This is a genomic window from Phaeobacter cretensis, from assembly GCF_047372505.1.
Lineage (GTDB): Bacteria > Pseudomonadota > Alphaproteobacteria > Rhodobacterales > Rhodobacteraceae > Phaeobacter > Phaeobacter cretensis.
Genome location: NZ_JBKBEU010000001.1, coordinates 657529 through 681818, shown reverse-complemented (window position 1 = coordinate 681818; position 24290 = coordinate 657529). Strand labels below are relative to the sequence as shown.

Sequence of the window (24290 nt, the reverse complement as noted above, 5' to 3'; positions counted from 1 at the left end):
GAGCGCTTCCAAGTCACCGGCCCCTTGAAAACCCCACTAGGATTTCTCTCAGTCCAGAGGTCCCATACGTGCGGTATTCAAATGGTGATGGGCATTTGATTGAAAAGGCAGAACATCACGAGTGGATGGCAGTCGCTTTCCGCTTTCACAAAGCTGCGCTGCGCTCTAGACATGCCCATCTTCGCTAGTCAGGAAAAACCATGGCGCAAAAAGCCACCATTCATAAAGCCGAGCTTACCGTTTCGGATATGGATCGCCACTATTATGAAACGCACAAGCTGACCGTTGCTAAACATCCTTCGGAGACGGATGAACGACTGATGGTGCGTCTTCTCGCTTTTGCGCTAAACGCCCATGAACAATTGGAACTGACCAAGGGCCTTTCAACGGATGATGAGCCAGATATCTGGCAGAAAAGCCTGAGCGGCGAGCTGGAATTGTGGGTGGCGCTAGGGCTTCCTAGCGAGAAGATTGTTCGTCAATCTTGTGGTAAATCCCAAAAGGTCATTGTCTATAGCTACGGCCGAACGGCTGAGGCGTGGTGGGAAAAAATCAAAAACAGCACCACCCGGTTCGAGAACCTCCAGGTTGTCAATTTTTCGGAGACGGTTACCCGTGAGCTAGCTAACCTTGCAAGCCGTTCAATGAAATTGCAGGTGAATATTCAGGATGGCGACGTAATGGTCAGCGTCAATGACAGCATCGTCTATGTAACTCAGACTAAATGGAAAAATGTGGGGTAGGCGAGGTAAACTAGCCTTAGGCCCGCGCGATTCGGTGAGCTACTGCTGGTTTGTCAATTTAGCTGCTGCTCTTCTACAGTATACTGCATCACTCTCTAGGGACTTCAGACCGTGGGTCTACGCTTGACAGTTTTGCCGGAATATCGGCGCTGCTTTGAACGCTTCTGTGCGCGTTTGGGCCCGTCGTTGATCAGGCTTCGTCCAATTTTTGAAATTCACTTCGCAACTGAACCAGTATTTCCACAAATGAACGATTGAAATGGCCGCTGCACGGCGTCGCTGTCATGATGTCTGGTGGTAGTAGTCGACATGAGATTGGCCGTACGCTGCGGTGTTGTGGCTGACTCTGACACCAGGACATATGTCTTCTGCCGATGGTTTGATGAGGTTTGATTTTCTCAACGGGTAGCCGCCTCCGGGCTAGTAAGCGCCTCAGCGAGGGCGTTTGCGATCAGCTGTGGAACATCGGGGAGAGCCCCAAGCACAGGGATTGTTTCGCCGCTGAAATTAGCCTCTCTCAGCGCTTCCGGTAGGTCATCGCGTACGTGCTCGCCGGATTGTGCAAAAAAAGGCAAGCATAGGCTGGGCTGGGGTGGATGCGCTGTTTCTAGCGCGCGGGCAGAGGTGGCAATGCGTGGTTCCTCCTCGACATAGCCGGTAACTAAGTCTGTGCTAGGCAGGCGTTTTCGCAGATCTGTCGCAAAGGCTTCGGCGGCCTCGGCGGCTTTGGGACCGCGCGCAGATCCATGCGCGGCTAATAGAATGCGGGTCGTGTCGAGGCTCCAGCCCCTTTCGCGACAGGCCAATGAAAGCGCATCGCACGCCAGTTGTGGCAACGCTGGATCGAGTCCGAATGGAGGCAGCAGACGCACCTCGTGCTCTCTTAGCCGGCGTGGCAGAACAGAGCTGGTGAACCAGCCCCTGGCCATAAAGAACGGGTAAATTAAAGCACCTTGCGGGGTTACCTGTTCCAGCCGATTTGGCATGGCAAGAGTGGCCGAACGTATTTCCCAACCGGGCAACAATGCGGCAGTCGAATTGGCGAGGTCTGCCAAGGCGATTTCCTGAGGCTCCGGGGCAGAGGGTTGTCCGTGTGCCGTAATCACGGCGACCGGGTGCGGAGGTGTTGGGTGCGTCATGTCAGGCGGCTTTCAAGGTGTATCTGCACTGCCGGAGGATACTGGCAGGGACAATTGGATCTCAAATCTCTACGGAAGGCCAGTGGCGATAGATCATTCTTCCGCGGGATGGGTCGATTGAATAAGTGAAGTGAGCGACTAAGCCGACGTATTGTGTCGGGCTTGACTAAATCACAGGAGCGCGCACGCGGTTGAGAAATAGGAGCAGGTCGTCGCCAGTCGTAGGTTCCGTGAATAGTGTTAGGTTTTGCTGTCCTGCCAGGGCAGTCAGTTCTGGGGTATGAGTGGCGGCGATCAAACCTGCGGGAAACATACCAAGATCGTGGCGTAGGTCTTCAATCACGCCAATGCCGTCTCGGTTGCCTTCCAATTGCTGATCGCAGATGACGGCATCCGGGGCGACGTCGATTTCTGCCAATAGCGAACGGGCCTCTGCTTCGCTGCTACATGGCAGAACGTCGATATCCCATTGTTCTATTGTCAGGGTCAGCGCTTGGCGGGCATCGGTATCGGTGACGATCAGCAATGCTATCAAGTGTGGCACGGAGGCAGTTGGTGGATTTGAAGCTGCGTCTGGCGCAACGCCTTTGGTATTTCTATTGTGGTTTGAGGCGGTCACTGCCGAAACGGTCTGCTCACGCGGCAGGTTGATGGCAAAAACAGTGCCGATCCCTTCCTTGGATCGTAGAGTCAGCGGATGGCCAAGCAGGGCGCAAGCGCGTTCGACAATGGCGAGACCTAGGCCGATGCCATCGGCGGCGCTGGCGGTTGCGTTAAGGCGCTGAAACTCCCCAAAAATATGAGCGCGATCGTCTTCGGCAATGCCGATACCTGTGTCCCAGATTTCAACCCGCACGGCCCCCATGCGTTGGCGTACTCCGACCAGTATCCCGCCAGTGGTGGTATAACGTAAGGCGTTGGAAATGAGATTTTGGATAATACGCCTCAGATAGGTGACGTCGCTTCGGACCGTGGCGTGGCTTGGGCGCAGGCGAAAGGACAGACCTTTTGCCTCGGCAATTGGACGCATTTCGTCCTGCAATTGGCTAAGCAGGTCGTCCAGATCAACTGGTGCAATATGAACCTGTGTTCGCCCGGAATCGAGCCGCGATATGTCGAGGAGTGCCGCCAGTAAGGTCTCCACGCTATCCAGTGCGTTGGTCGCCTTTGAGAGTGTATCGCGAGGAGTGTCTGGGGGCAGTTCCGTCTCTAGAGCTGCAACAAAGAGTTTCGCGGCGGAGAGGGGTTGCAGCAGGTCATGTGAAGCAGCCGCAACAAAGCGGGACTTGGAGGCGTTTGCGCGTTCTGCGGCTTGCAACGCATCCTCCAGTTCTAGGGTGCGCTCCAATACACGTTGTTCCAGGGTATCACGGGTGGCGTTCATGGCGCGGGCGGCCTGACGTTCGGCGGTCACATCCGTGAAACTGATCACAAAGCCCCCATCGGGCATGTCCTGCATAAACACAGTCAGCACCCGTAGCCCACCTTGCTGGATATCATCTGTCCCTTGCTGGATGTCAAAAGAGAGCGGGACTCTGGCGGGTGGCATATGGGCTTGATTATCACTTGTCGATATTGGGTTGGCTGAAGGGGCTGCGCTGCCGTCCGGGGTAGGTCTTGGGCTGGCCCAGCGTTCCACCTCGCTGGCCATTTCTTTGTCTGCAAAGGTGAAATCAGCCCGCAGCCGATCAAAAATTGATCCAAACTGACTGCCTATGCGAAACCGCGCGATGGGTATGGACAGCTGCTCTCCCATGAGCCGGTTCCAACCGACGAGACGGGCTTGCCGATCAAAAATGCAAACGCCCTGATTTAAATGCTCAAGGGTGGCGCGGATCAGGCGAGCCTGATCATCCAGAATGCGCTCTCGTTCTTGATGTTGTAGCCGCATGATGTCGGTGACATCTGTTTGCAGGATAACGGTGCCGCCATCAGGTGTGCGGTGTTCGCTGACCTGAAGCCACCGATTGCCTGCTATGCGGACATTAAACATCACGCTGCGATCCTGGTGACGGTTCAACCTCCGCGTGGCCCAGTTGGCAGCTGTGGTGCCCGCCGGCAAGGACAGGGCGGTGCTGCTGCTGACCAGTTGCACGTAGGCCTCGAAGTCCAAACCGGGGCGCAAGTACGAGCGGATGTCGGGCATATGCATGCCAAACCGGCTGTTGCACATCACCAGCACATCCTGCGGGTTAAACAGGGCAAAACCTTCCTGTACGGTTTCAATGGCATTGGCGAGATTTGCGCGCGCGGCTTCGGTCTCGCGATTCGCCTCGGCCAGTTTGGCGTTGGACAGATTAAGAAGATCCAGCGTGCGTTCAAGATCGCGGGTCCGGCTGCGGATCTCTTCCTCCAACAGCACGGCGCGTTCAAACTGTGCATAGGCGAGGCCGGAGGCATCGGTGTCCTGTTCGACCCTCCGCATTAGTGTCGAGGTGATTTTCAGCAGCTTTTCATTCTGCCGCTCCAGCGAGTCGCGAGGATCAATTAAACCCTGCGTCATGATCGCTCTGAAGGCTCAGATGTGGTCGGTGGATATATCGCTACTCCAGTCAGTGTATGGTTCACATGGATAGAGTCCACCTGCTCTCCATATGTGCAGAATCCTACTGCGCGATGCTTCGCCAAGAGCGATGAAATCTGTGTAGTGAGCTGTTTCTGCTGGGCTTCCATCCGGCGCAAAACACAATCACAAGCGAGAATCACATCGGGTGTTTGCGCCTCTCCCAATCCTGAAAGGGCGCGATCCAGATGGTCTACCATGTCCAATGACTCAGCAAGGGTCAGCACCACGCCTTCGTCGATTGCGGAGAAGAACAGAAGATCACCTGTGTCCACAACCTGTTGGATGGCGCGGACGTGGTGTTGGCCACCAATGCGCACCACCACCGGGTGGGCGGCAAAAGTAAAGGTTGTCAGTTGTTCGGGATCCTTGCCCAGTAGCCTGGCATATTCACGCGCCGCGGGTTCCGCGTTGATCTCATGGACCAGCCTGCGAGCAGGGTCAGCACCTGTGACCACCATGCGTTGGGCGCTGGGCACAAGATGATCGGTGTTGAACACCTTGATCGGGCAATTGCTACGGATTTGCAGAAGCGCCGCTGTATTTTGCCTCGCTTTCCCGTCACTTAGTACATAGGTTGCTCCAAAGTCGGTGCCATCGCCGGCAGAGCCTCCAAATAAGGGTACAGGCCCAAGCCCAGGCGCTAGATCTGCGGTTAATGCGTCTTCCTTGATCGACAGGCCGTCGATCAACAAGAAGGCGAATTCTGATGTCCAGTCAGGCGTCTCATGGGCCATTTCATTGCGATTGCGAATGATTTGGTCGATCTGATCTTGGGCATTGTAGTTGCCTAAATCGTCAATGAGCAGAACTCGGGCACAGAAATGGCTGCGGGGTATACCGATGGCAATGATCTCTCCATCGGTATACCCGGTTTCGCCAATCTCTCCCGCAGTGGTGCAGCCAACCACACGGGTCGGCGCTAGATCACGTGCGGCATCGACGCCAAGTGTGTGGATATCGGCCAGCGGAGAAACGAAGAGGATCACCAGTTCCAGTTCGTCAAGCGGAGCCAGTGCTTCTGCAAGCTTTGCGACCGCATTTGGATCTCGTGCGTTGGCAGACCCGGTCCGTGTGATACGACCCGCCTGTTGCAAGGCTTTGCCAATGCTTGGCACAGCGCGCTGTACCTGGTCTGACGCAGGTTTCTTTTGGGTAGCTTCAGGGTAATCAGAGCGGGTCATGCAGAATGTTAGGCGGCTCAACCCAGGTCTTGCAAGACGTTTGCAAAACTGGTTTCCTTCGCGATCAGAACAGCTTGGGTTCGGCTTTGAACGCCCAGCTTACGCATAATAGCAGTGACATGCGCCTTTACCGTGGTTTCGGCTATGGATAGGTCAAAGGCGATTTGTTTGTTCAACTTACCTGCACAGATCAGCTGCAGGATCCTTGCCTGCTGGTTGGTCAGCGTAGCGAGGCGACACGTAGCATCCTGCGTTTCCGCGTCCTGCGGCAGCAGAACATAACCGGGCGGTACATAAGGTGTCCCTTTGCCGATGGCCGCGAATGCCGTCAGATAAATGTCGCGCTGGCTGTGTTTAGGAACAAAACCGGCAGCCCCTGCATGGATGGCGGCGCTGATAACTCGATTGTCGGCCATGGAGGACACCACAAGGATAGGCGTGGTTGTGGCATTCCTCAGCCGGACCAGCCCGTCCAACCCCTGTACGTCCGGCAAGTTCAGATCAAGCACCACAACATCAAGGGCAGGTTGATCTGCAATCTTGGCAATCGCAGCTTCCAGCGTCGAAGCGGTCGCAATGTCGCTAATGCCGACAGTCGCGCGCAGTGTCATGGCCAGCGCATCGCAGAACAGTGGGTGGTCTTCTACTATCAGCGCAGTGGAAAAATGGGTTTTATCACCCGGTGCAGAATTGCGCGGCGTGGCGGCATGGGGTGAGGCAGACGAATGTGACATCAAACTCCTGACGGCGGGTCGTTTGCAAAGGGCAAGGTCTCCCTGCGATCGAAATTTCGCAGGGCCTGCTATGGGAATCATGCTAACAGGGCGGATATGTTGTGGCCAATAGGCGAAAGGTCGGAGATGGCCGCCAATATTGTGCAACCAATGTCTCATAGCGGATTTGCCCTCGTTCGCGTTATCCACACACCATGATAGGCGACCGGACGCCTGCAACTCTACCGACCGCCAGCAGAAGGAATGACCACTCATGAAACTTGCCGATACCCGTACCATTGCGGCACCGCGCGCAGATGTCTGGCAGGGCCTGCTGGACGCTGAGACATTGAAAAGCGCCGTTCCCGGTTGCCAGGAAATGGAAGGCTCTGCCGAAGATGGTTTTTCCGCCGTCGTGGTCCAGAAAGTTGGCCCGGTCAAAGCCACGTTTCGCGGCACTGTCACCCTGTCCGATCTGGACGCGCCTAACAGCCTGACACTGCGGGGCGAGGGTAAGGGAGGTGCTGCAGGGTTCGCCAAAGGCGACGCCCAGGTAACGTTGAGCGATACTGACGATGGTCAAACCCTGCTGACTTACGAAGTCGAGGCCAAGGTTGGCGGAAAGTTGGCTCAACTCGGTAGTCGGATTATCGACGGGTTTGCCAAAAAAATGGCGGACCAGTTCTTTGAGCGCTTTCAAATGGCCGTTGAAGAAGAGGAAGCGGTTGAGGCCGCAGCCGAGCCTGAGGATGCTCAAACCGCAGATGCCGCTGAAGAGGAAGCGCCACGTAAGGGCTGGATCGGGCGCATGCTAGGCAAGTAATGCGTAGCCGGGGGCAGGGTCTCGTGACGGCTTAATCGCGTTGCTTCTACGAAATTTGATAAATTCGCACCAGAGCCGCTTGACGCTCCGAAAGTACCGAATTATAGACGAAATTCCCTGAGCGGGTATGGTGAAATGGTATCATAAGAGCCTTCCAAGCTTAAGGTGCGGGTTCGATTCCCGCTACCCGCTCCAGTGGACCTCCTTTTTTGAATTTAAAATCCTTGCAAAACATAGTGTTAGCTTACTGTCTTGCAATGAGGTATTGAATCACCCCACAAATCACCCCACAAATCGCCACACAAAGGGCGTTTGGAGAGTGTGATGACGCGGGTAAAGCTGGTTGGCAGAACCTATCGGTTCAGAATGCGCGTTCCGAAGATGTTCCGTGAGGTCGAGCCGCGGAATGAGGTCGATATCTCACTAAAGACGCCAGACCTGCTGGTCGCCGAGGCGAAGGCCCGCAAGTTCGAGAAAGAACTCGTCGCGATGTGGGAAGCTCGCATGGCCGGAGAGGATCCGGATTACGATGCCATCGTAAAATACTGCCAGGCGATGGGGTTTGCCTATCGAGCGGTGGGAGACCAAAGCGATGGTGACTTCATGCGGCGTATGGGCGCGCTTGATCCGTACAGTAAGGTTCAGAGCCAGTCCCTGATGGGCACGGTATCCGCACGCGGTATGTCGATCTCTCGCATGCCCAAAATGTACGAGACCCTGAGCGCCTATCGTCTAAAAGCGAAAAATGAAGAACAGCTGCGCATCTGGCGCATTCCGTTTAACCGAGCCGCCGATCTGTTCGTCGAGGTGTGCGGCGATCTGGCCATGGAAGATGTAAGCCAGCAGGAAGCGCAGAAGCTTAGAGATCACCTGCGCACCGCAGTCGAGAATGGGGAAATCGTTGCAAACACTGCAAACCGTATGATTGGCTCGCTGCAGACGATGTTCAAAGAAATATGCCGAGACAAGAAGCTATGGTTGCCCAATCCCTTCAACGATATGCGGCTCAAAGAATCCAAGACCAAAGGGCGGCGAAAGGCAATCCCGCCGAAAATGATCGACAAAATCTTGGCGCCCAAGGCGTTGGATCGATTGAATGATGAGGCAAGGGATGTGCTCTATATCTGCATCAACACTGGTTGCCGACCGTCTGAGATCTGCGGTGTCCTGAAGCATCACATGCATCTTACCGCAAACGTTCCTCACTTCGAGTTGGTCGAGGAGGAACGAGAGTTGAAGACGTCGGCGTCAGTTCGAAAAGTTGTGCTGGTTGGCATTGCCCTGGAGGCTATGAAGCGCCGATACAAGGCCGGAGGTTTTCCGCGGTATAAGGGCAAACACAGCAGCATGACGGCCCTGATCAACAAGTATCTGAGGAATAATGACCTGATCGACGAAGGCTACACGCTGTACGGCTTGCGCCATTCCTTTGAGGATCGCTTGATATCGCAGAATCTCGCAGATCGAATATCTGCAGAGCTGATGGGGCATGAGGTGAAGCGGGAAAGGTATGGCGATGGCCCTGACCTGCATCTTTTGGCGGAGATTTTAGCGCCGATCAGTTATCACTAGGCCGACAAGCGGCGCGCAACCTTCCGGGCTCTCTCTACCGCGTTTTGGCCCCTCAGGGCGTCTTCGAGCATGCGCTCTGCGCGCAAGAATGTTGGAACAAATTCCTCGCCCCAAAGCTCAACCAGCTTTGCGGCTTTCTCATACGCCATCTGGAGATCTTCAATGGGTTGCATGGGGACGTTGATCCGGGGTTAGTTGGTCATCCAGCCGTAGACGTAGGCGGCGACGATGGGTGAGTTCAGCAAGGTGTGCGCTGTGTAGAGAGCCAGCACATGAAAGAACGTGATGGGCTTGTGCAGCATGTTGCCTCCGGTGCGTTTCGGGGTTGGTCTTTTATGGACGGTTTTCATTTTGGAAGCTGGCCGCGAGCTTTTCGGCCTCTTCCTCAGTAATCACTTCCCCGGCGCCAAATTCGATGGCCCCGTTTATGGCTTGATCCATGATGTCCATGACCAGGGTATTCCCGCCCCGGTCATCCTGCTCGGCGTTGAGCGTGTGGAGCATTTCCTTTGCGAATGCTCTGGGGTCATCTACCCGCACCGGCGTATCGACTTTATGCGCGGCCCAGCCTGCATTGACGGCCACGGGGATAGTTGCGATGGGCATACGGATGACAATTTCGTCGCCTTCGATTTTTGCGAGATCAGGCATGTGTTCCTCCTGGCGGAACTTAGTTGGACAGCAGTCCGGCGACAAAGGCGGCCAGAATTTCGCTGTTGAGCGTTGAGTAGAAGACCCAGATCCAGATTGCGGATCGATAGGTGATCGGACGGTTGAGAAGTCGATCAAGCATTTGGGCCTCGGGGTTAGGTGGAAAGGTGGGGGTTGATCGCTCTGGAATGGATCTTGACCGATGCGATCTCGGCCATGAATTCCACCAAGGGCCATTCGCATTCCGAGTGGAGATATGCCGCATACCTTGCGGCAGAGTGGCTTTTGGCAGGCAGCAAGCTTGGAGGGTAATCACCCTGGCCCTTGTAGGTCACAGCATACCGCGCAGGGACGTGGAAATTTTTGAGGATGTAATCTCGCAAGGCCGACCGCCCTTCATCAGTCACGCTGAAATAGGTCGAGCCATGAGCTTTTTTGCCGCCGGTCCAATGCGGGGATGCGCGCATACTCTCTGCAATCTCGGTGTCGTCGCCAGTGCAGAAGTAGTTACGGTACGTCTCGCCCATGATCTCGTCCGGCCACGGGCAACCCAGCGAATGATGGATTTCCTGAAAGTGGCGGTCATCAATTCGGGTGTTGAATTTTCGCATTTTATGGCTCCATCAAAGGGGGGATTGTTGGAATTCAGGTCACGAATTTGCCGCTTCCATTTCGGGTTGTCCCGCTGCGATGAGGTGCCCGCAGTTAGCGGCAGCCAGGGCGCGAGCTAGGCCGGGGCAAACGCTGTTACCGCAGCAGCTCACCTGCACGTTCTTGGTGAAGGCATGGAACGACCAGGCACCGGTCTTGGTATCAAGCGACCAAACCCCTTCAATCACGTAGTCTGGCGGGAAGCCTTGGGCGCTGAACAGCTCACGCGGAGTGAGCATGCGCATGCCGATATCGACCACGACGAACTCTTGCCCCTTGATCGTGACAGTGACGAACTCGCCACCATGCCAAACGCCTTGGCTGCGTAGGAACTGTGCCACTACGCGTGCGCGGGCTTCATGTTCTGCTGAGAACGTAGGTGCCGCAAGTTCTGCTTGCATATGGCCCATTCGGTCTTTGACCGTGACCGTGTGCATGGGGTCGCTGCAGCGGGCCCCATCGCCGGTGCCGTAGTATTTGGCAAACCATGGGGCAACTATTCCGGACTTGCCGCCGCCGCCCGCTGTAACGGTGCCCAGCGGGGAATTTATCGCGTGGCCGGTGCTTTGCCCAAAGTGACGGACCACCACCGGTGCGACAAGACCCTGCTGGGATCCGGTGGCGGTGACGGTCGAAATCGGTGCGTCAAGGTTGCGCCCCGGATTAAATCCGCTGCGAGCTTTGTTGTGCTGGGCCAGAAACGGGGCAACTGCAGCATGTTTAATGCCGCCTGCCACTACGGTGCCGAGGGGTGCGGAGACGTCTAGGGTTCTTGGTGCTTGACCCTTACGCTCGCCATAACCTGACTGCACCAACATTGGGGTGATCATTGCGTTCTGGTCTTTTGTGCTGGCGGTAATCGTGTGGTGCGGGGCGGCTACGTCGCGGTTACGTCCACCTTGCTGTGCGTAGGTCAGAACAGGGGCGATAACACTCAAGCCGCTCGCGCTAGTGATTGTGCGGGCTGGCTCGCGAGTGTCCCAGACATTGGGCCCTCTGCCTGTTGTCTTGCTGTTGGCGAGATTCATTAGCGCTGGTGTAAGCAGTGCATGACGGTTTGCCGTGGTGACAGTCCGCAGTGGTTCTTGAAGATCCGCCGTGCGTGTTCCGCGACTCCCGTTGTGGCCATAGAAGGTTGCGAGAGCTGGCGAGATCATCCCTAACGGCGCTGCGCCTCCTGGCTTCTTGATCCAACTGTTTGCGGTGATCGTAGCTAGAGGGTCCCGCAAATCCTGTCCGGTAGCACCAGTGTTGAACCTCTGCACTGATGGCGTAGCGAGCTGACCGTCTGGCAATTCCACCACAAAGGGCTCGTCGGCATTCAGGACATAGCGCTGCATGCCGCGTGCAACTCTGGCCAGCGTGTTCTTGGCAAGAGGCCGGATCGCGCGCAGGCCGTGCTTTTCTTTGATCTCGGCTGAGGAGTCAAAAATAGACGGGCAGGGCAGGGACCAATCAATGCACTCGGCAGCGGTGCGCCAAGGCTTCAACTTGCCAGAAAGTACATCTTTGCTCTTTGGGTCGCCATGTGTCGGCTTTGGCCAGACAATTGGCCGACCGTCACGGCGCGCGATCAGGAAGAACCGTTTGCGGATGGTCGGGTCGCCATAGTCGCAGGCGCGCAACTCGCCCCATTTGAGCTTGTAACCGGCCTTTTTCAGGCGTTTGGTCCAGAGGTCAAAGGTTTGGCCCGCAGCCCATTTCAGAGGTTGCCCGTCTTCGCCTACTGGGCCCCAAGTTTTGAATTCCTCGACGTTTTCCATAAGGATCACGTCAGGCTTCACCTTTTCAGCCCAATCTACGATCACCCACGCGAGATCCCTGATGTTGCGATCACGCGGTGCGCCGCCTTTGGCTTTGCTGAAGTGCTTGCAATCAGGTGACGCCCACAACAGCCCGACCGAACGCCCCTTGGTTACAGAGGTCGGCTCGACATCCCAGATATTGCTATCCAGATGGATCGTGTCGGGGTGGTTGGCCTCATGTAAGGCCAAGGCTTTGGCGCTGTGGTTGATCGCATAGTCTGGGCTGCGACCTAAGGCCATTTCAATCCCGGTGCTGGCACCGCCACCACCTGCGAAGCTGTCAATGATCAATGGAAGGGGCATATTTGGCTCCATCAAAGGGGTGCGGTTCGCGGGGGCGGGATGAGGCGCGGCGGTAGGTCCGTGAGTGGGAGGCCGCGCCTCTGACGCAGCGTCTATGCTGCGGGTGCTCTATCCGGCTTAGGGGGTTTCAGCCTTCATCAGGGCGGGGGGCTTGGTCAGTGTCATCACACGTGGGTCCTTTCTTAGCGTGGGGTCGCGATTTTGCCTGTCCAGGCGTCGAATTCGGTGCGCAGGGCGGCGAAGCGGTTGGCAGCGGCCTTGTTGCTATTGAGCAGGCCACGGCTGTTCACGCCGCAGATCATGCGGACGTATTCAGCGGCGGCGCTGGACATCAGCGATGTGCCGGGAAAGCCGCTGCGCTGTGCGGCGAATTCCTGAAAGCGCGGATCATTGCAGAGGATCCCTGCCTGCTGGGCGGGTAGCATCTCGGCAAAGGGCTGGCGGGTCATGCGATCGCGCCTTGGGCGATCAGTGCCGGGGGGCGGTTTGAGTAGCCCTGCGCGGCCATGTGGCGATGTGCCAAAAGCTCACCAGCTATGTCTGGTAGTAAATGGCGTGCCATAGCGGCCAACTCTTCGTCTGACACTGTGGCCAGAGAGGTGTTGGGGTCGAGTGATGCGAGATCGCGCAGATTTCCATCGGATATTAGGTCGGATGGGCTTGCAGCCGCCTGATCTGTAGACGCTAGGCAATGTGCATTGTGCATGCTGTCTCTCCTGTTGCTCAAGCGACAGCATAGTTTGGCATTTGCCAAACGGCAATGAAAAATTTGGCATTTGCCAAATTGCCAGAAATCCCTTGCCGACTTTTCGCCCAATACTCGTAGCCAGCTGCGAGCGCAGAAGTGCAATCTTCTATCAGCCAGAGCGTGGGCTTTGGCATTTCAAATGGAGAAAGGTAACATGGACAAAAACGTTGTTTCTCAGCATCTTCAAGATCTTGAAGGAAAATTTTCTCGGTGGGGCCTCGATGCCTGCTTGGTGGCTGGACGTGCAGAAATAGAAACTATGATGTGCAGTGTGGGAAAGGAGGCCGTTCATCCGGTATCTGAGATCGAACCGAGGCAGATAGATCAGGGGCAGGCTTTTTGGTTAACACTGAAAAGGGGTGATCTACATATAGCCTGCATCGCCGCCAGATTTATACACCTGACCCCTATGGGGTTTGAGTGCTATTGGCGTGAACTTTGCGCGGGGAAGTATCCAAATCAGAAGTGTCCGGTTGGGTCTGTTTCTGAGGATATTCAGCGCGCACTACACGGTAAGATTGTGTACTTCGGCGGGGTTCAGGTTGCAAAATCTGAGCAGGGAAGCATATCCAAACTGGGAGCTTTTATTGAGTACGCGAAGCTCATCTCCATGCGTATGTGGTCCTTTGATAAGATCTACACGATCATCAACACAGAGCATCGCCCGCTTGCGCGAGTATATAGATTTGGGAGTATATTTGAGGCTGCTGTACGCTGGACTTCGCCACCACCCGACGGCCTATCCAACGATCAGCTTTACTTGGTCGAGGGAAGATCAGAGTTCGAGAATAGGCTAGCCCCTCAGCCAGGTTAATTTCGAAAAAACAGCGGTTACAGGCTGATCGTTGTCATCTTGCACTCGCATCGTGATTTTCCTGTAACCAGCTACTACTTTTTGCCCTTTGATTACTTCGTTGATTTCCTCATCAGAAACAACGAACCCGACGCACTGAGCCGCTTTGTGCGATTGCATCGCATGGTCGAGCCGTGATTGGCTCATGGCACCAACCGTTTGATAATAGTCTTCTTTTGAAGAAAGTAGCAGGCGTTCCATAGTGATACTATTGGTACCGAAGCTAATTGGCCGCATGAGTCGGTCGCAGACTTCAAGGGGGTTGTACAGGTCTACTTGGTCGGCGAACCACTGCCAGTTGCGTAGCCTTGCACCCTCTTCCCTATACCAATCCAGAATGTGATCGGTTGTCACTTCGAAACCGGCTCTGGTTACTTTTGCTCGTTGCCAGTTTACTTTTCGCGCCAGCCGCGCGTCTTTGCCTTCAGGGGCGTTTTGGGTAATTTCACCTTGGGGAAAAAAGAAATTTAGCGGGACGCCTAGCGCCGCCGAAATCTCACCTACTGTTGTGGCTGGAACGTCTCGACCGAGCCGGATTTGGTTGAACGTCGTGTTGTACTTCACTTTCGCTAGGGCGCAGGCTTTCTTTAGGCTGACGCCTGATATGTCACAGGCCGCCTTAATACGCTCTCCGATTAGCTTGCGGTGATTATCCATTGCACCCCTCCAAGTGGACGTATGACAACTATTTTAGCCATAGTTGACATGCGTTTAATTGAGGGTCAACAATCTAAGCGCGAAAAACAATCGCAAAAAATTACATCTGTGAGGAATTCTGGTGAAAGATATTAGGGAGGAGGCAGAGGAGGTGATCGGGCTACTTCGCAGGATTATTGATCTTCCTGACGACCCCCGGCGCGCATTGCTTCTGCAGCAGCTTTCAAAACACGCAGCTCTTCCTGACTTAGTTGATTTAATAGATCTTGCAATTCACCACGAAGGCCATCGTCTTGATCATCAATCGGTAGGCCGTTCATTAGATGACCAGTCGAAACACTGAGCGCTGATGCGACCTTTTCGAGTGCCTCAGCATTTGGAATAGCATTCTCACGTCTACCCCAGGTGTGTATCTGATGGTAGGGTATGCCCGACAGGCGAGATAGATCCGCAATGCTTAGGCCGAGACCTCTCATGCGGGCTTCAAGTCTCTGATAAAATGCGCTCTTGCTCATGCAGCTATGTTAATCTTGGCACTTGCCAAGAGCAATTTGGCATTTGCCGATTGACAAAAGTTGGCAAATGCCAAAAAGTGGCGACATGCCAGACATTGATATCATCAAGACGATAGACGACCTCGTAGAGCAAACTGGCTTTAGTGTTACCACTATCGGCCAGCGGGCCTGTGGGGATGCCCTGCTCTATGAGCGCGCCAAACGGAGGCAGGCTAAAGACGCCGACAGGCAAAAACGGCTTATCGCCTATCTGCATCAGGTCATGAAGGGCAGGCAATGAACCCGCTTTTCCATCCGACCAATCCGTCAGTTCTAGGTGTGTCGGTTTCATCTGCAAATCGCATGTCTCCATGTCTTCAACTTGGCCACGTGTTGATAGGATTGCCATGACAAACGAAACTGTCATTCCGCAGGATCTTGCGGTTCGGAAGCTTGAGGATGCGCTGCGCCTTCGCGTAGGTCGCGGACGCCGCTATACTTTTGCTGCCCTCGCGGATGCGACCGGCATCAGGACGCGAACATTGGAGAGCTACGTGCAAGGTGCTTCGCCTTCATTGGCAAACCTGCTGTCCCTTTGTTCTGTGCTCGGGCCTAGCTTTACAAGCGATTTGCTGTCTGTGGCGGGTCAGAGTGCAAAAGAGGGCACAACTGAAGACCCAGAACACATGCGCGCGCTCTGTACCTTGACCGGGTTTGCTGCCCAATTGGCTGAAGCCGTACAGGACGGTCACGTCGATCACCGCGAAGCTGCGGTCCTGCAGCCCTTCGCTCAACAGGTGATTGACCTCATTGAGCCAATTGCTCGTGGCAACAGTGTGCAGGGCAAGCGATGACCTTGCGCGGCAGACAAGCGCAGGGCGATTTCAAAAACGCAGCGAGCACAGAGGGCCGCCACCCTCATTGGTGCTCATATTGGGAACACGAGCGTCTGCATGTGGTCCCCGTTTCCCCCTGGATGGTATTGCTTCTTGGATTAAGCTGCTCTCAGAAGCCTGTAGGCTTCAGTTTTAGCATCCGGGTGTTCTTCACCTTTGAATACCTCAACAACGCGGGCTGGGTTTGTGCCCAGTTTCTGCGCAATGAGTGTGACCGACACACCTTGAAAAAACATGATGTGCGCAGTGACTGCCTCGATGAAATCGAGTGCAGGTCGCTTCTTTGCGGTGACATTCAATTTGACACCCGTAATTGGGTGTCTTTCGTATGGGGGTCCTTCCCCAAACAAGTCAGCCATGTCGGTTTTTCCTTTCGGGACGTGGTTGGCCGGACCGCACAGGGCACTATTGGTATCGTGCCTGCGATCCTTTGGTTCCGCGCTTTGCGTGAGTGCGCGGGTTCCTCAGCTGGGGCGATGACTGCGAATCGTCGTCCCAGCACACAAAATATCAAATGTGGCCCCATCGTTTCTCAATCCCCAATAGTTGGGAAACGCTGTGGAAAGCCGTGGAAGTCTGTAATTTTCAGAGGACCCCATTCCCGTAAGTATCAGATATCGATCCGTAATATTAAAATCAGCATTTCCCGTAGTAGACTGCTGATTTTACTCTGTCTTTACGGATTTCGGGTGGCACCCTGTGTCCGATGGTACGTGTCCCGCGTGACGCTATGGGCAGTAATTCAGCATCAGATGTTCTCTCGTTCAGTTGGCTATGCGGATTTGGTTAGCTCTGTAAGAAACGCAGCGGGCACAGAGGGCCGCCACCCTCGCTTCGTCGCCGATTGGGGGCAGGCGCGCCTGCATGTGGCCCCCTTATCCTCCCTGTTGGAACTTGGGCGCGTTGGTGCAGCTTGTGCCGCGCGCTCCTTTTTCCAAGGGGGTTGCCATGCTTGACCTTCAATCCTGCGCTTTGGCGTTTCCTGACCGGCCCGATTGGGTCTGGTTGCGCTGGTATTGGGGCGTCACAGATTTGCTGCGCGACGGGGTGACGCTTGATGACGTTGCCGCGCGTGAACGGGGGCGGATTGCCTGCCTCGCCACGCCCTATTCGGATTTTCCCGGTGGTCCGGTGTTGGCGGCTGATTATGCGGCGGAATGGGCGGGTTTGTTGAGTGGGGCAGGGCTGCTGCCCTTGTCGCCTGCGCTATCGGCGTTTGAGGCTGGCGCGGCCAGCGCTGAGGTTGGCCCGGTTTCTCGCGTTGCTGAGGTTGTCGTGGTGCCGCCGATCGAGGGCTGGCGTCAGTCGGCAGAGGTTTGGCGCGCTGTCTGCGCCGGGTTGGGCGCGATGCGGCCTGTGTATTTGCTGAATGGGGGTGCCTGATGGCTGAGCGGGATCTTTGGCGGGCGATCTTGGCCCTGGCTGTATCGGATACTCTCTATGAGGGGGATGCACCGGTCGCCTGCGATGCGCGCGATGCTGCGTGCGAGTGGTTCCGGTTTGGTGGCCGTGATTTCCGCTTCACATGCGTGATGGCGGGATTTGACCCCGATGCAGTGCAAGCACGGTATATGGCGGGCAAGTTCTCAGCGGTCGCCGAGGCTGGGCGTGCGTTCATGCATCATTCTGGGCGAGGGCCGCGTGTACCTGAGGCAGTAAGCGCATGGCCGCGCGTTTCAGCCGGTCACCAACAAAAATCAGAGCAGCAGGGAGGTCAGAATGGATGATCTAATTGAGTGTCCGAATGCGCCGCAGGATATTTGGCCACTGAAGAGGGGTGACACTCTGTCATCTCATGATTGGTTCCCCTTCTTCACTCATAGGTTTCTAGGCTCAAGTTTCGTGCGACGTTGCCGCGTCACTGGGCGGCGCGAAGATATCGGAACTGCGGTGATTTTGTGGGCTGAATCAATGCGTCAAGATCCGGCTGGCACCCTGCCACCCGGTGATCTTGACTTGGCGGACCTCGCCCACTTTCACTGCATGGAGGAGTGGCAACAGGCAAAAGAAAACGTGCTCTATGGCTGGGTGCCGGTCCTGGTTGAGGATCCGCGCACGGGCGAGTTTGAGACCAAGCTCGGTCATCCGGGCATGATTGAAGACATCGTGCAGGATATGCACAAGCGCAAAAAGGGGCGTGATCACGCTCGGGAGGCGCAGAACCTTGCTACCAAAAAGTTCAGAATTCGAGACAAGATGCGGGCCATGGGCGTTGATGAACACATCGTCAGTGATGATCGCGCTGTCACAGCGCTTGCAGAATTCTTCGCGCAATCTGGCCTCTACATAACACCTGATAATGTGCGGACGGCCATGATCGAGGTGTTGGGCTACACTGGCAAGGTTACCCCGATAAGCGCCGCGCGGGAGCGGTGACATTCATCTGCAATACACCTGAAATGCAGCTGAAATGATTTCACTACATTTCAGGATGATTTCACCCTGTAAGTGAAATTGCCCTACAGGACAGAACAAAAAAATACAGAAAAATACAAAACACCTTATTGGCGCAGAACTCTGGCGGGACGCCTGTGGATAACTTGGAATTGCTTAGAATAAAGGCAGAGCAGACATGGACGCTAGAGAGCAACAAGCGGGCGAAAAGCGGGTGCGGGAGCACCTGATTGATCCGCTGACCCGGTTGGGGTTGGTGAGGCCCTCGGGAATGACGGTGGCGCAATTCAAGGTGATGCAGGACGAACTCTGCGGCAAGCTGGCCTATATGACGGATCTGAACCTTCAGGCGCTGGCCGAGCAGGTGCGATCGATGCCGAGCGGCAAGAGCAAGGATCGGTTTCCGATTGCTGCCAAGGTGCTGGGCTGGGCTGCGCAGATCCAAGCGCCCGCCGATGATGCATCGCCCTTATTCCGCGCGGTGTTCGGTGGTGCCCTCGGTAAGGCTGCGATGGCGGAGGATTTCGCGCCGGAACTGTTGGCGCATCTGCGGAGCCATCGGGTGTGGCCGCGCGAATACGATGTTCGCCAGATCCGCGAGCGGTCAGTTGAGGTCAAGCGGCGCATCACTCGGATGACTGAGGCCGAGCAGCGCGGCGGTGTCGTATCTGAGGAAGATCAGCGGCTGCGGGCTGCGCGGGCGCAGGCAGCAGAGAAATGCCGGCGCATTGTTGCGATCGTCGAGAGTGGGGGTGCAGCATGACTGAACATGTGGTGATCGTTGCGTCCGATGGTGTTGCGCGGCTACAGGCTGAGGCTGATCGTATTGCCGCAATCAAGGCGCGCTGCGCTGTTCCGCTGGCCTGTGGTGATGAAATTCGGTTGGCCCCTGGTCGTGGTCCTATGATCCAGTTCACTCCGCGAGAAATCCGGGCGACGGGCAATGGTGGCTTTGCGGCGCTGAAGGCAGGGCATGAAGGTAAGGATGCCGCGCGGGTCGCAGATGTGTTCGATGAGATGGAACGCGCCGCGCGTAAGGCGCATCGGGCGGTTCAGCACCGGTTGGAGAAAGAGGGGAAAGATCCACAGCCTTATGTGCCGCCGTTCACGCCCGGGCAGATCAGCGCGGGTCGAGACTATGCCGCGCTGGTGGAGCGAGTGAGCGCATCGGGTGTCAAGTGTTCCTCCCTTGAGGCGGTCAATTCCAGCGGTGGTGGCGGTGATCGTGAAGAGGCGATCTTGCGCGACTTCCAGCGGCTGCGCGCGTTGCAGCGTAGGATTGGCGATGGGTTGGCAAAGGAGGTGCGGCGCATACGCCCCTCGCAGAATGGCGGGCGCAAGCGGTCGGCCATCTATGTTCGGCGACTTGTTGATTTGGTCTGTCTTGGCGATTTGCCGCTAGAAGGCGTCTTGGCTTCGCATGGCTGGGCAAAGAACGGGCAGGCAGTTGGTGCGCTGCGCCTATCTCTCTGCGGCGCTCTGGACAGAATGCAGGGCTATGATCTGTCAGGGTGAAAAAGGGTGTTGACACTTAAGTCACCTGCGAGGCATGAATAGTAAATCATCACGAAATGCGCCCTCGGGAAACCGGCGGGCGCTTTTGCGTTGTATCATCTGAAATCTGCGAAGGGGCGCTGGATGCCAAAGAAGCCCTGCGCGCATCAGGGATGTTTCCGCCTGGTCGAGGTCGGGACCGGCTACTGTGATGCGCATGCGCGGTCGGAGAAACGAGAGCGAGACAGGCCCTCTGAGGTAAAGCAGCGAACCGCGAGGCCGAGCCGCAAATGGTACAATAGTGCTGGTTGGCGCGGGAAAGATGGCAGGCGTTTGAAGCAGCTTGATGCCGAGCCGTTGTGTCGTCTTTGTCCTGACCATTCAAAGCAATTGGCTACCGTCGCGGATCACGTGGTCCCACACCGGGATGACTATGGATTGTTTTGGTTCGGTGCGTTGCAGTCACTTTGCAAGAGTTGTCACGACATTAAGAAGCAGCGGGCTGAGAGGCGCGCTGTCAAGGGAGGGGGGCTCTGAAAGTCTGGAACCTCCAAGGCTGAAACCGGCGTGGGTAATCGGATTTATTCGCGCGCAAATTTTATAGGGGGGGGTATGCACCACACCGGCACAGACATTCAGAAACTGGTCGACCTTCTCGGAGGCTGGCCCCCTCATTTTGATGAGGTCGAGCGGGCGCATGGCGAAAGCATCCTTCGCTACCTGAAGCGTGAAAAGAGAATTGATGAGCCGGTTTTTGGCCAGGTCGTGCGCTACGCGGTGCACCGTGCCGCCTTTGATCGGCTGTCTGTCTTGATTGTCGAGGAGGGGTTCGAGGCGACAGAGGGGAACTACCTCTCTGGCCTTAGCCAGCAGAGATCCTCTCATATCAACCAATTGAAGGCATTGGAGAAAGAGCTTCTTGGAACGCCCTACATTCGAGCGAAGGTAGGCGATTCTACTCAGACGAGCTTTATGGATCAGTTCGATGATCATGTGCCGAAAGACGGCGAGCATGGCGGCAAGGTGATTACTCCGTTCCGACCTTTGACCCGCAAGCGTGGGCCGTCTTGATGCTGGATACATCGTTTTCAACGCCGGTGACCCAGCGCGGGCTTGATTGGGCAGAAGACGTATTGGCGGGGAATGTACCGTCCTGCCGCCGGATTCAGCAGGCCTGCAAGCGTTTCAAAAGGGATCTGAAGCGGGCCGGAACGGATGAGTTCCCTTATGTGTTCGATGGCGAGGCCTCAGAGCATATGTGTGCCTTTATCGAGGCGCTGCCGCATATCGAGGGAGCTTGGGCGGCGCGCGGTGATTGCCTGACGTTGCTGCCTTGGCAGGCCTTCATGATCAGCCAGATTGGTGGCTGGCGTCATATGGTAACGGGGCTGCGACGCTTTAGGACCGCCTATGTTGAGGTGCCGCGCAAGAATGGCAAGTCCACGCTGTTAGCTGGTGTGGGTCTCTACTTTTTGGGGCCAGATGGCGAACCGGGTGCCAAGGTCTATTCGGCGGCGGCATCGACGCATCAGGCACGGATTGTCTTTGATGCGGCGCGTGTCATGGCGGTGACTGGCGAGGCTGACGGTGTGGGTCTAGATGAGGTCCTGGGGCTAACGGTCGAAGAGCATAAGATAAAGACGCAGGATCCGGCGGCGGTGTTCCAGCCGATTGCGAGCCAGACGAAATCCAAGGATGGCAAGAACCCGCATTGTGCGATCGTGGATGAGCTGCACGAGCATGATAAACGTGATGTCTGGGATTCTATGGCTTCGGCACTTGGGGCGCGTGAGCAACCGCTGCTGATTGCCATTACCACAGCAGGTTTTAACACTGGTGGCATTTGTTTCGAGCAGCGTAAATATCTGCAGAGCCTGCTGGATGGCGACCGGAAGAACGAACGTTATTTTGGCCTAATCTTTGAAGCCGATGAAGGTGACGAACCCAGTGATCCTGCAACCTGGGCAAAGGCCAATCCTAGTCTGCATACCGCAAAGTCGCTGGAATACATGCAAGACGAGTGGGAAAAGGCAGCGGCTAGTCCGGCAGCAATGGGCGAGTTCCTGCGGAAACACTTGGATATTTGGACCAGTGTTGGCGCGGCAGCCATCGATATGGAGGCATGGCGGGCCAGCGAAGATGCCAGCATGACACTGGCGCAGTATCGGGGGCAGAAAGCCTATATCGGGGTGGATCTGGCAACCCGGAAAGATCCGGCTAGCGTTGTGGCGCTGATCCCGGATGGGAAGCTCTATCGCCTGTTCAGTTGGCACTTCTTGCCGCAGAAAATCGTGGATTCACCTGGCAATGAACACCTCTGGGGCTGGAAGAAAAAGGGCCTGATCTACACCACGCCGGGGGCTGAGCTGGATCTCAATATCGTTGAGGCGCTTGTTCTGCAGCTTGCCGGTCTGGGCGATGATACTTGGGGCTGGTCTGATGTGCCGGCGCTTGATGTTGAGATGGTGGTTTATGATGCGGCCTTTGCGGCGCAGATGGCCGCGAATTGGGAAAACGCCGGGATCACAGCCGTTGAGTTGCGATCGCGGGCCGCAAACCTGAATGAGCCCTTCAACAAGCTGATTGCCAGCGTTGAAGATCACCGGGTGGTCAATGACGGCAATGAGGTTCTGACCTGGATGGCCGGTAATACCCTGCAGAAACAGGTGCAGGGCGGTGACTACATCTATCCAACCAAACAGGTGCCAGAGGATTCCATTGATGGGATGATCGCTACCATGAATGCCATCTGGCCCTTGTGCCAGGTGCCCGAAGATACAAGCGACGCGGAACGACGCGGCAGCTTTTTTGCAGCACTTGGAGCCTCCTCATGAGCCTTATCAACAAGGCGCTGTCAGCCGTGGGGCTGCAGCTCAAATCCGCAAGCTCGGTAAAATGGACCGATGGTCGGGGGCAGGCTGGCGCAGCGGGCAATGCCGGTGAATTGGTCAGTGCGCAGTCTAGCCTTGGGCTTTCGGCGGTCTGGGGCTGTGCCAATCTGATCAGCGGCACGCTGTCCTCACTGCCCTTTGAGGCGACCCGGCAAACGGAGGACGGAATTGCCGAGGTGGCCAGTGCTCATCCGTTGCACCGGGTGATCTATGAAAGTCCGAATTTTGACCAGACAGCGCTGGATTTTTGGGACTTCATGAACCTGTCGCTGGAGCTTTGGGGCAACGCCTACGCTTCAGTAGTGCGTAAGGACGGGAAGGTGACTGCGCTCTATCCGGTGCATCCGGAGGCGATGGCGGTGAGGCGGTTGGAATCTGGACGCATAGAGTATCGCTGGAGCGACAACGGCACGTCTTATGTAAAGCTCGATCGCGATGTGTTCCATGTTCGTGGTCCAGGCGGCAATCCCTTGGGTGGTATGTCCACCCTGCGTTTTGGGCTGCAGACTTTTTCTTCTGCGCTGGCGGCGGAGCGGGCGGCAGCAGGGATGTTCAAAAACGGTTTGCGCCCTTCTGGCCTGATCAAATTCAAGGAATGGCTTAACCCGGAAGAGCGCGCGATTGCAGATGCAATCGTCGAGAAATACCTGGGAGCAGTGAACGCAGGGAAACCCTTCATTGCGGAGGGTGGTTTCGAATATGAGCAAATTAGCATTTCGCCGGAAGATGCGCAGATGCTGGAGACGCGGCAATTCTCTGTTGAAGAGATCTGCCGATTCTTTCAGGTGCCGCCTGCTTTGATCGGGCATGCGGGGGCCTCGACCGCCTGGCCGACAAGCGTGGATCAGCAGGTTCTGATGTTCACCAAATTCTATCTGCGCCGCAGGGTAAAGCGGATTGAGCAGGCGGTGCGCAAGCAGTTGCTGACGCCAGCAGACCGGGCGGCGGGGATCTCGGTACGGATCAATATGGATGGGTTGTTGCGGGGCGATAGCGCCAGTCGCGCCAGCTTCTATCAGACCATGGCGCAGATTGGCGGCATGACCATCAATGAGATCCGCAAGCTGGAGGGCAAGTCGCCTGTGTCTGGTGGCGATGTCGTGCGCATGCAGATGCAGAATATTCCGCTCACAGATACAGGAGAAAGCGATGTCGATCGAGACAAAGGATATGGTGTTTGACCTCAAGGCTGCGGCTACAGATGGCGCGATTGAGGGCTATGCCAGCCTGTTTGGTGAAGTGGATCAGGGCGGAGATATCGTCGCTCCTGGGGCCTATGGCGCGAGCCTCGCCAAATTGGCGGCACAGGATCGCAAGGTGAAAATGCTATGGCAGCATGATCCCTCACGCCCGATTGGTGTTTGGGAGGACCTGCGCGAGGATGACCGTGGGCTTTGGGTTAAGGGTCGGATCTTGACCGAAGTCGAGAAAGGGCGAGAGGCGGTTGCTTTGATAAAGGCTGGCTCGATAGACGGATTGTCGATCGGCTATCGAACCATCAATGCGCAAAAAGACGACGGCGGCAATCGCGTGTTGCAAGAGGTTGATCTCTGGGAAGTGTCTCTGGTGACCTTTCCCATGCTGCCGACTGCGCGAGTGGCCAGCACGGGCGATGTGCCTTCAGATCTCATTGATAAGCTCAAGGCCGGGGACCGGCTGACAGAGCGGGAGTTCGGAAAGTTGGCCAAGGGATTTGGCCTTTCGAATTCACAGGCG

27 protein-coding genes, 1 tRNA gene and 1 pseudogene are annotated in these 24290 nt (G+C 56.1%); 15 read left to right on the top strand and 14 right to left on the bottom strand.

Annotated elements, in window-relative coordinates; all coding sequences use genetic code 11:
- The first annotated feature begins 200 nt into the window (after nt 1–200).
- Nucleotides 201–743 carry a YaeQ family protein gene (locus tag ACEWZM_RS03355; protein ID WP_414005100.1) on the top strand — a complete coding sequence of 181 codons (543 nt, stop codon included), beginning with the start codon at nt 201–203 and terminating at the stop codon, nt 741–743.
- 398 nt (nt 744–1141) lie between these two features.
- Here the strand turns inward: ACEWZM_RS03355 and ACEWZM_RS03350 are convergent, their stop codons facing one another.
- From ACEWZM_RS03350 to ACEWZM_RS03335, 4 genes are all read right to left on the bottom strand, one after another.
- Nucleotides 1142–1882, bottom strand: coding sequence for a sirohydrochlorin chelatase (locus tag ACEWZM_RS03350; protein ID WP_414005099.1), 741 nt, complete (start codon nt 1880–1882; stop codon nt 1142–1144).
- 166 nt (nt 1883–2048) lie between these two features.
- Entirely contained in the window at nt 2049–4385 is a 2337-nt protein-coding gene (locus ACEWZM_RS03345) for a sensor histidine kinase (RefSeq protein WP_414005098.1), read from the bottom strand.
- The gene (locus ACEWZM_RS03340; RefSeq protein WP_414005097.1) at nt 4382–5629 is read right to left on the bottom strand and encodes an FIST N-terminal domain-containing protein; all 1248 of its coding nucleotides are present in this window, start codon (nt 5627–5629) and stop codon (nt 4382–4384) included. The genes ACEWZM_RS03345 and ACEWZM_RS03340 overlap by 4 nt, the downstream gene beginning before the upstream one ends.
- A gap of 17 nt (nt 5630–5646) precedes the next feature.
- Complete coding sequence (locus ACEWZM_RS03335; protein ID WP_414005096.1) at nt 5647–6363, bottom strand: response regulator; 717 nt, start codon at nt 6361–6363, stop codon at nt 5647–5649.
- A 253-nt stretch (nt 6364–6616) separates the two neighbouring features.
- Here ACEWZM_RS03335 and ACEWZM_RS03330 point away from each other — a divergent pair, with 253 nt between their 5' ends.
- From ACEWZM_RS03330 to ACEWZM_RS03320, 3 genes are all read left to right on the top strand, one after another.
- Complete coding sequence (locus ACEWZM_RS03330; RefSeq protein ID WP_414005095.1) at nt 6617–7165, top strand: CoxG family protein; 549 nt, start codon at nt 6617–6619, stop codon at nt 7163–7165.
- A gap of 121 nt (nt 7166–7286) precedes the next feature.
- A tRNA-Gly gene (locus ACEWZM_RS03325) sits at nt 7287–7360 on the top strand.
- 129 nt (nt 7361–7489) lie between these two features.
- Nucleotides 7490–8737: a DUF6538 domain-containing protein gene (locus tag ACEWZM_RS03320; protein ID WP_414005094.1), complete on the top strand. Its 1248-nt coding sequence runs from the start codon at nt 7490–7492 to the stop codon at nt 8735–8737.
- 333 nt (nt 8738–9070) lie between these two features.
- Here ACEWZM_RS03320 and ACEWZM_RS03315 read toward each other — a convergent pair whose 3' ends face one another.
- From ACEWZM_RS03315 to ACEWZM_RS03290, 6 genes are all read right to left on the bottom strand, one after another.
- A complete protein-coding gene (locus tag ACEWZM_RS03315; RefSeq protein WP_414005093.1) occupies nt 9071–9388 on the bottom strand; it encodes a hypothetical protein in 318 nt (105 codons plus the stop codon).
- A 19-nt stretch (nt 9389–9407) separates the two neighbouring features.
- Nucleotides 9408–9530, bottom strand: coding sequence for a hypothetical protein (locus tag ACEWZM_RS03310; RefSeq protein ID WP_414005092.1), 123 nt, complete (start codon nt 9528–9530; stop codon nt 9408–9410).
- Between the two features lie 13 nt (nt 9531–9543).
- Nucleotides 9544–9999 (bottom strand): hypothetical protein, encoded by a 456-nt coding sequence (locus ACEWZM_RS03305; protein ID WP_414005091.1) that lies wholly within the window; start codon nt 9997–9999, stop codon nt 9544–9546.
- A 39-nt stretch (nt 10000–10038) separates the two neighbouring features.
- A complete protein-coding gene (locus ACEWZM_RS03300) occupies nt 10039–12147 on the bottom strand; it encodes a DNA cytosine methyltransferase (protein WP_414005090.1) in 2109 nt (702 codons plus the stop codon).
- Nucleotides 12148–12329: 182 nt separating this feature from the next.
- On the bottom strand, nt 12330–12596 hold the full coding sequence (locus ACEWZM_RS03295) for a hypothetical protein (protein ID WP_414005089.1): 267 nt from the start codon (nt 12594–12596) through the stop codon (nt 12330–12332).
- The gene (locus ACEWZM_RS03290; RefSeq protein WP_414005088.1) at nt 12593–12853 is read right to left on the bottom strand and encodes a hypothetical protein; all 261 of its coding nucleotides are present in this window, start codon (nt 12851–12853) and stop codon (nt 12593–12595) included. The genes ACEWZM_RS03295 and ACEWZM_RS03290 overlap by 4 nt, the downstream gene beginning before the upstream one ends.
- Nucleotides 12854–13049: 196 nt before the next feature.
- On the opposite strand from ACEWZM_RS03290, the gene ACEWZM_RS03285 reads away from it, so the two are divergent.
- Nucleotides 13050–13709: a hypothetical protein gene (locus tag ACEWZM_RS03285; RefSeq protein WP_414005087.1), complete on the top strand. Its 660-nt coding sequence runs from the start codon at nt 13050–13052 to the stop codon at nt 13707–13709.
- Here the strand turns inward: ACEWZM_RS03285 and ACEWZM_RS03280 are convergent.
- The 3 genes from ACEWZM_RS03280 to ACEWZM_RS03270 form a co-directional block, all read right to left on the bottom strand.
- Nucleotides 13689–14405 (bottom strand): helix-turn-helix domain-containing protein, encoded by a 717-nt coding sequence (locus tag ACEWZM_RS03280; protein WP_414005086.1) that lies wholly within the window; start codon nt 14403–14405, stop codon nt 13689–13691. The genes ACEWZM_RS03285 and ACEWZM_RS03280 overlap by 21 nt on opposite strands.
- Nucleotides 14406–14578: 173 nt before the next feature.
- Complete coding sequence (locus ACEWZM_RS03275; protein WP_414005085.1) at nt 14579–14920, bottom strand: helix-turn-helix domain-containing protein; 342 nt, start codon at nt 14918–14920, stop codon at nt 14579–14581.
- 4 nt (nt 14921–14924) lie between these two features.
- Nucleotides 14925–15257: a hypothetical protein gene (locus tag ACEWZM_RS03270; protein WP_414005084.1), complete on the bottom strand. Its 333-nt coding sequence runs from the start codon at nt 15255–15257 to the stop codon at nt 14925–14927.
- Nucleotides 15258–15306: 49 nt separating this feature from the next.
- Between ACEWZM_RS03270 and ACEWZM_RS03265 the strand changes: the two genes are divergently transcribed.
- Entirely contained in the window at nt 15307–15753 is a 447-nt protein-coding gene (locus ACEWZM_RS03265) for a helix-turn-helix domain-containing protein (RefSeq protein ID WP_414005083.1), read from the top strand.
- A 140-nt stretch (nt 15754–15893) separates the two neighbouring features.
- On the opposite strand, the gene ACEWZM_RS03260 is transcribed toward ACEWZM_RS03265, so the two are convergent.
- Nucleotides 15894–16154 (bottom strand): hypothetical protein, encoded by a 261-nt coding sequence (locus tag ACEWZM_RS03260; RefSeq protein ID WP_040182934.1) that lies wholly within the window; start codon nt 16152–16154, stop codon nt 15894–15896.
- 589 nt (nt 16155–16743) lie between these two features.
- Here ACEWZM_RS03260 and ACEWZM_RS03255 point away from each other — a divergent pair.
- From ACEWZM_RS03255 to ACEWZM_RS03215, 9 genes and pseudogenes are all read left to right on the top strand, one after another.
- Nucleotides 16744–17178, top strand: coding sequence for a hypothetical protein (locus ACEWZM_RS03255; RefSeq protein WP_414005082.1), 435 nt, complete (start codon nt 16744–16746; stop codon nt 17176–17178).
- On the top strand, nt 17178–17522 hold the full coding sequence (locus tag ACEWZM_RS03250; protein WP_414005081.1) for a hypothetical protein: 345 nt from the start codon (nt 17178–17180) through the stop codon (nt 17520–17522). The genes ACEWZM_RS03255 and ACEWZM_RS03250 overlap by 1 nt, the downstream gene beginning before the upstream one ends.
- Nucleotides 17515–18171: a hypothetical protein gene (locus ACEWZM_RS03245; protein WP_414005080.1), complete on the top strand. Its 657-nt coding sequence runs from the start codon at nt 17515–17517 to the stop codon at nt 18169–18171. The genes ACEWZM_RS03250 and ACEWZM_RS03245 overlap by 8 nt, the downstream gene beginning before the upstream one ends.
- Before the next feature lie 196 nt (nt 18172–18367).
- Entirely contained in the window at nt 18368–18952 is a 585-nt protein-coding gene (locus ACEWZM_RS03240) for a hypothetical protein (RefSeq protein ID WP_414005079.1), read from the top strand.
- Nucleotides 18949–19704 carry a hypothetical protein gene (locus tag ACEWZM_RS03235; RefSeq protein ID WP_414005078.1) on the top strand — a complete coding sequence of 252 codons (756 nt, stop codon included), beginning with the start codon at nt 18949–18951 and terminating at the stop codon, nt 19702–19704. Before ACEWZM_RS03240 ends, ACEWZM_RS03235 begins: the two co-directional genes overlap by 4 nt.
- A 591-nt stretch (nt 19705–20295) precedes the next feature.
- The gene (locus ACEWZM_RS03230) at nt 20296–20754 is read left to right on the top strand and encodes a hypothetical protein (RefSeq protein ID WP_414005077.1); all 459 of its coding nucleotides are present in this window, start codon (nt 20296–20298) and stop codon (nt 20752–20754) included.
- The gene (locus tag ACEWZM_RS03225; protein ID WP_414005076.1) at nt 20754–22517 is read left to right on the top strand and encodes a terminase large subunit; all 1764 of its coding nucleotides are present in this window, start codon (nt 20754–20756) and stop codon (nt 22515–22517) included. Before ACEWZM_RS03230 ends, ACEWZM_RS03225 begins: the two co-directional genes overlap by 1 nt.
- On the top strand, nt 22514–23755 hold the full coding sequence (locus tag ACEWZM_RS03220) for a phage portal protein (protein ID WP_414005075.1): 1242 nt from the start codon (nt 22514–22516) through the stop codon (nt 23753–23755). Before ACEWZM_RS03225 ends, ACEWZM_RS03220 begins: the two co-directional genes overlap by 4 nt.
- Nucleotides 23724–24194, top strand: a pseudogene (locus ACEWZM_RS03215) (HK97 family phage prohead protease); the annotation flags it as partial. The gene ACEWZM_RS03220 and the pseudogene ACEWZM_RS03215, both read left to right, overlap by 32 nt.
- Nucleotides 24195–24290: the final 96 nt, after the last annotated feature.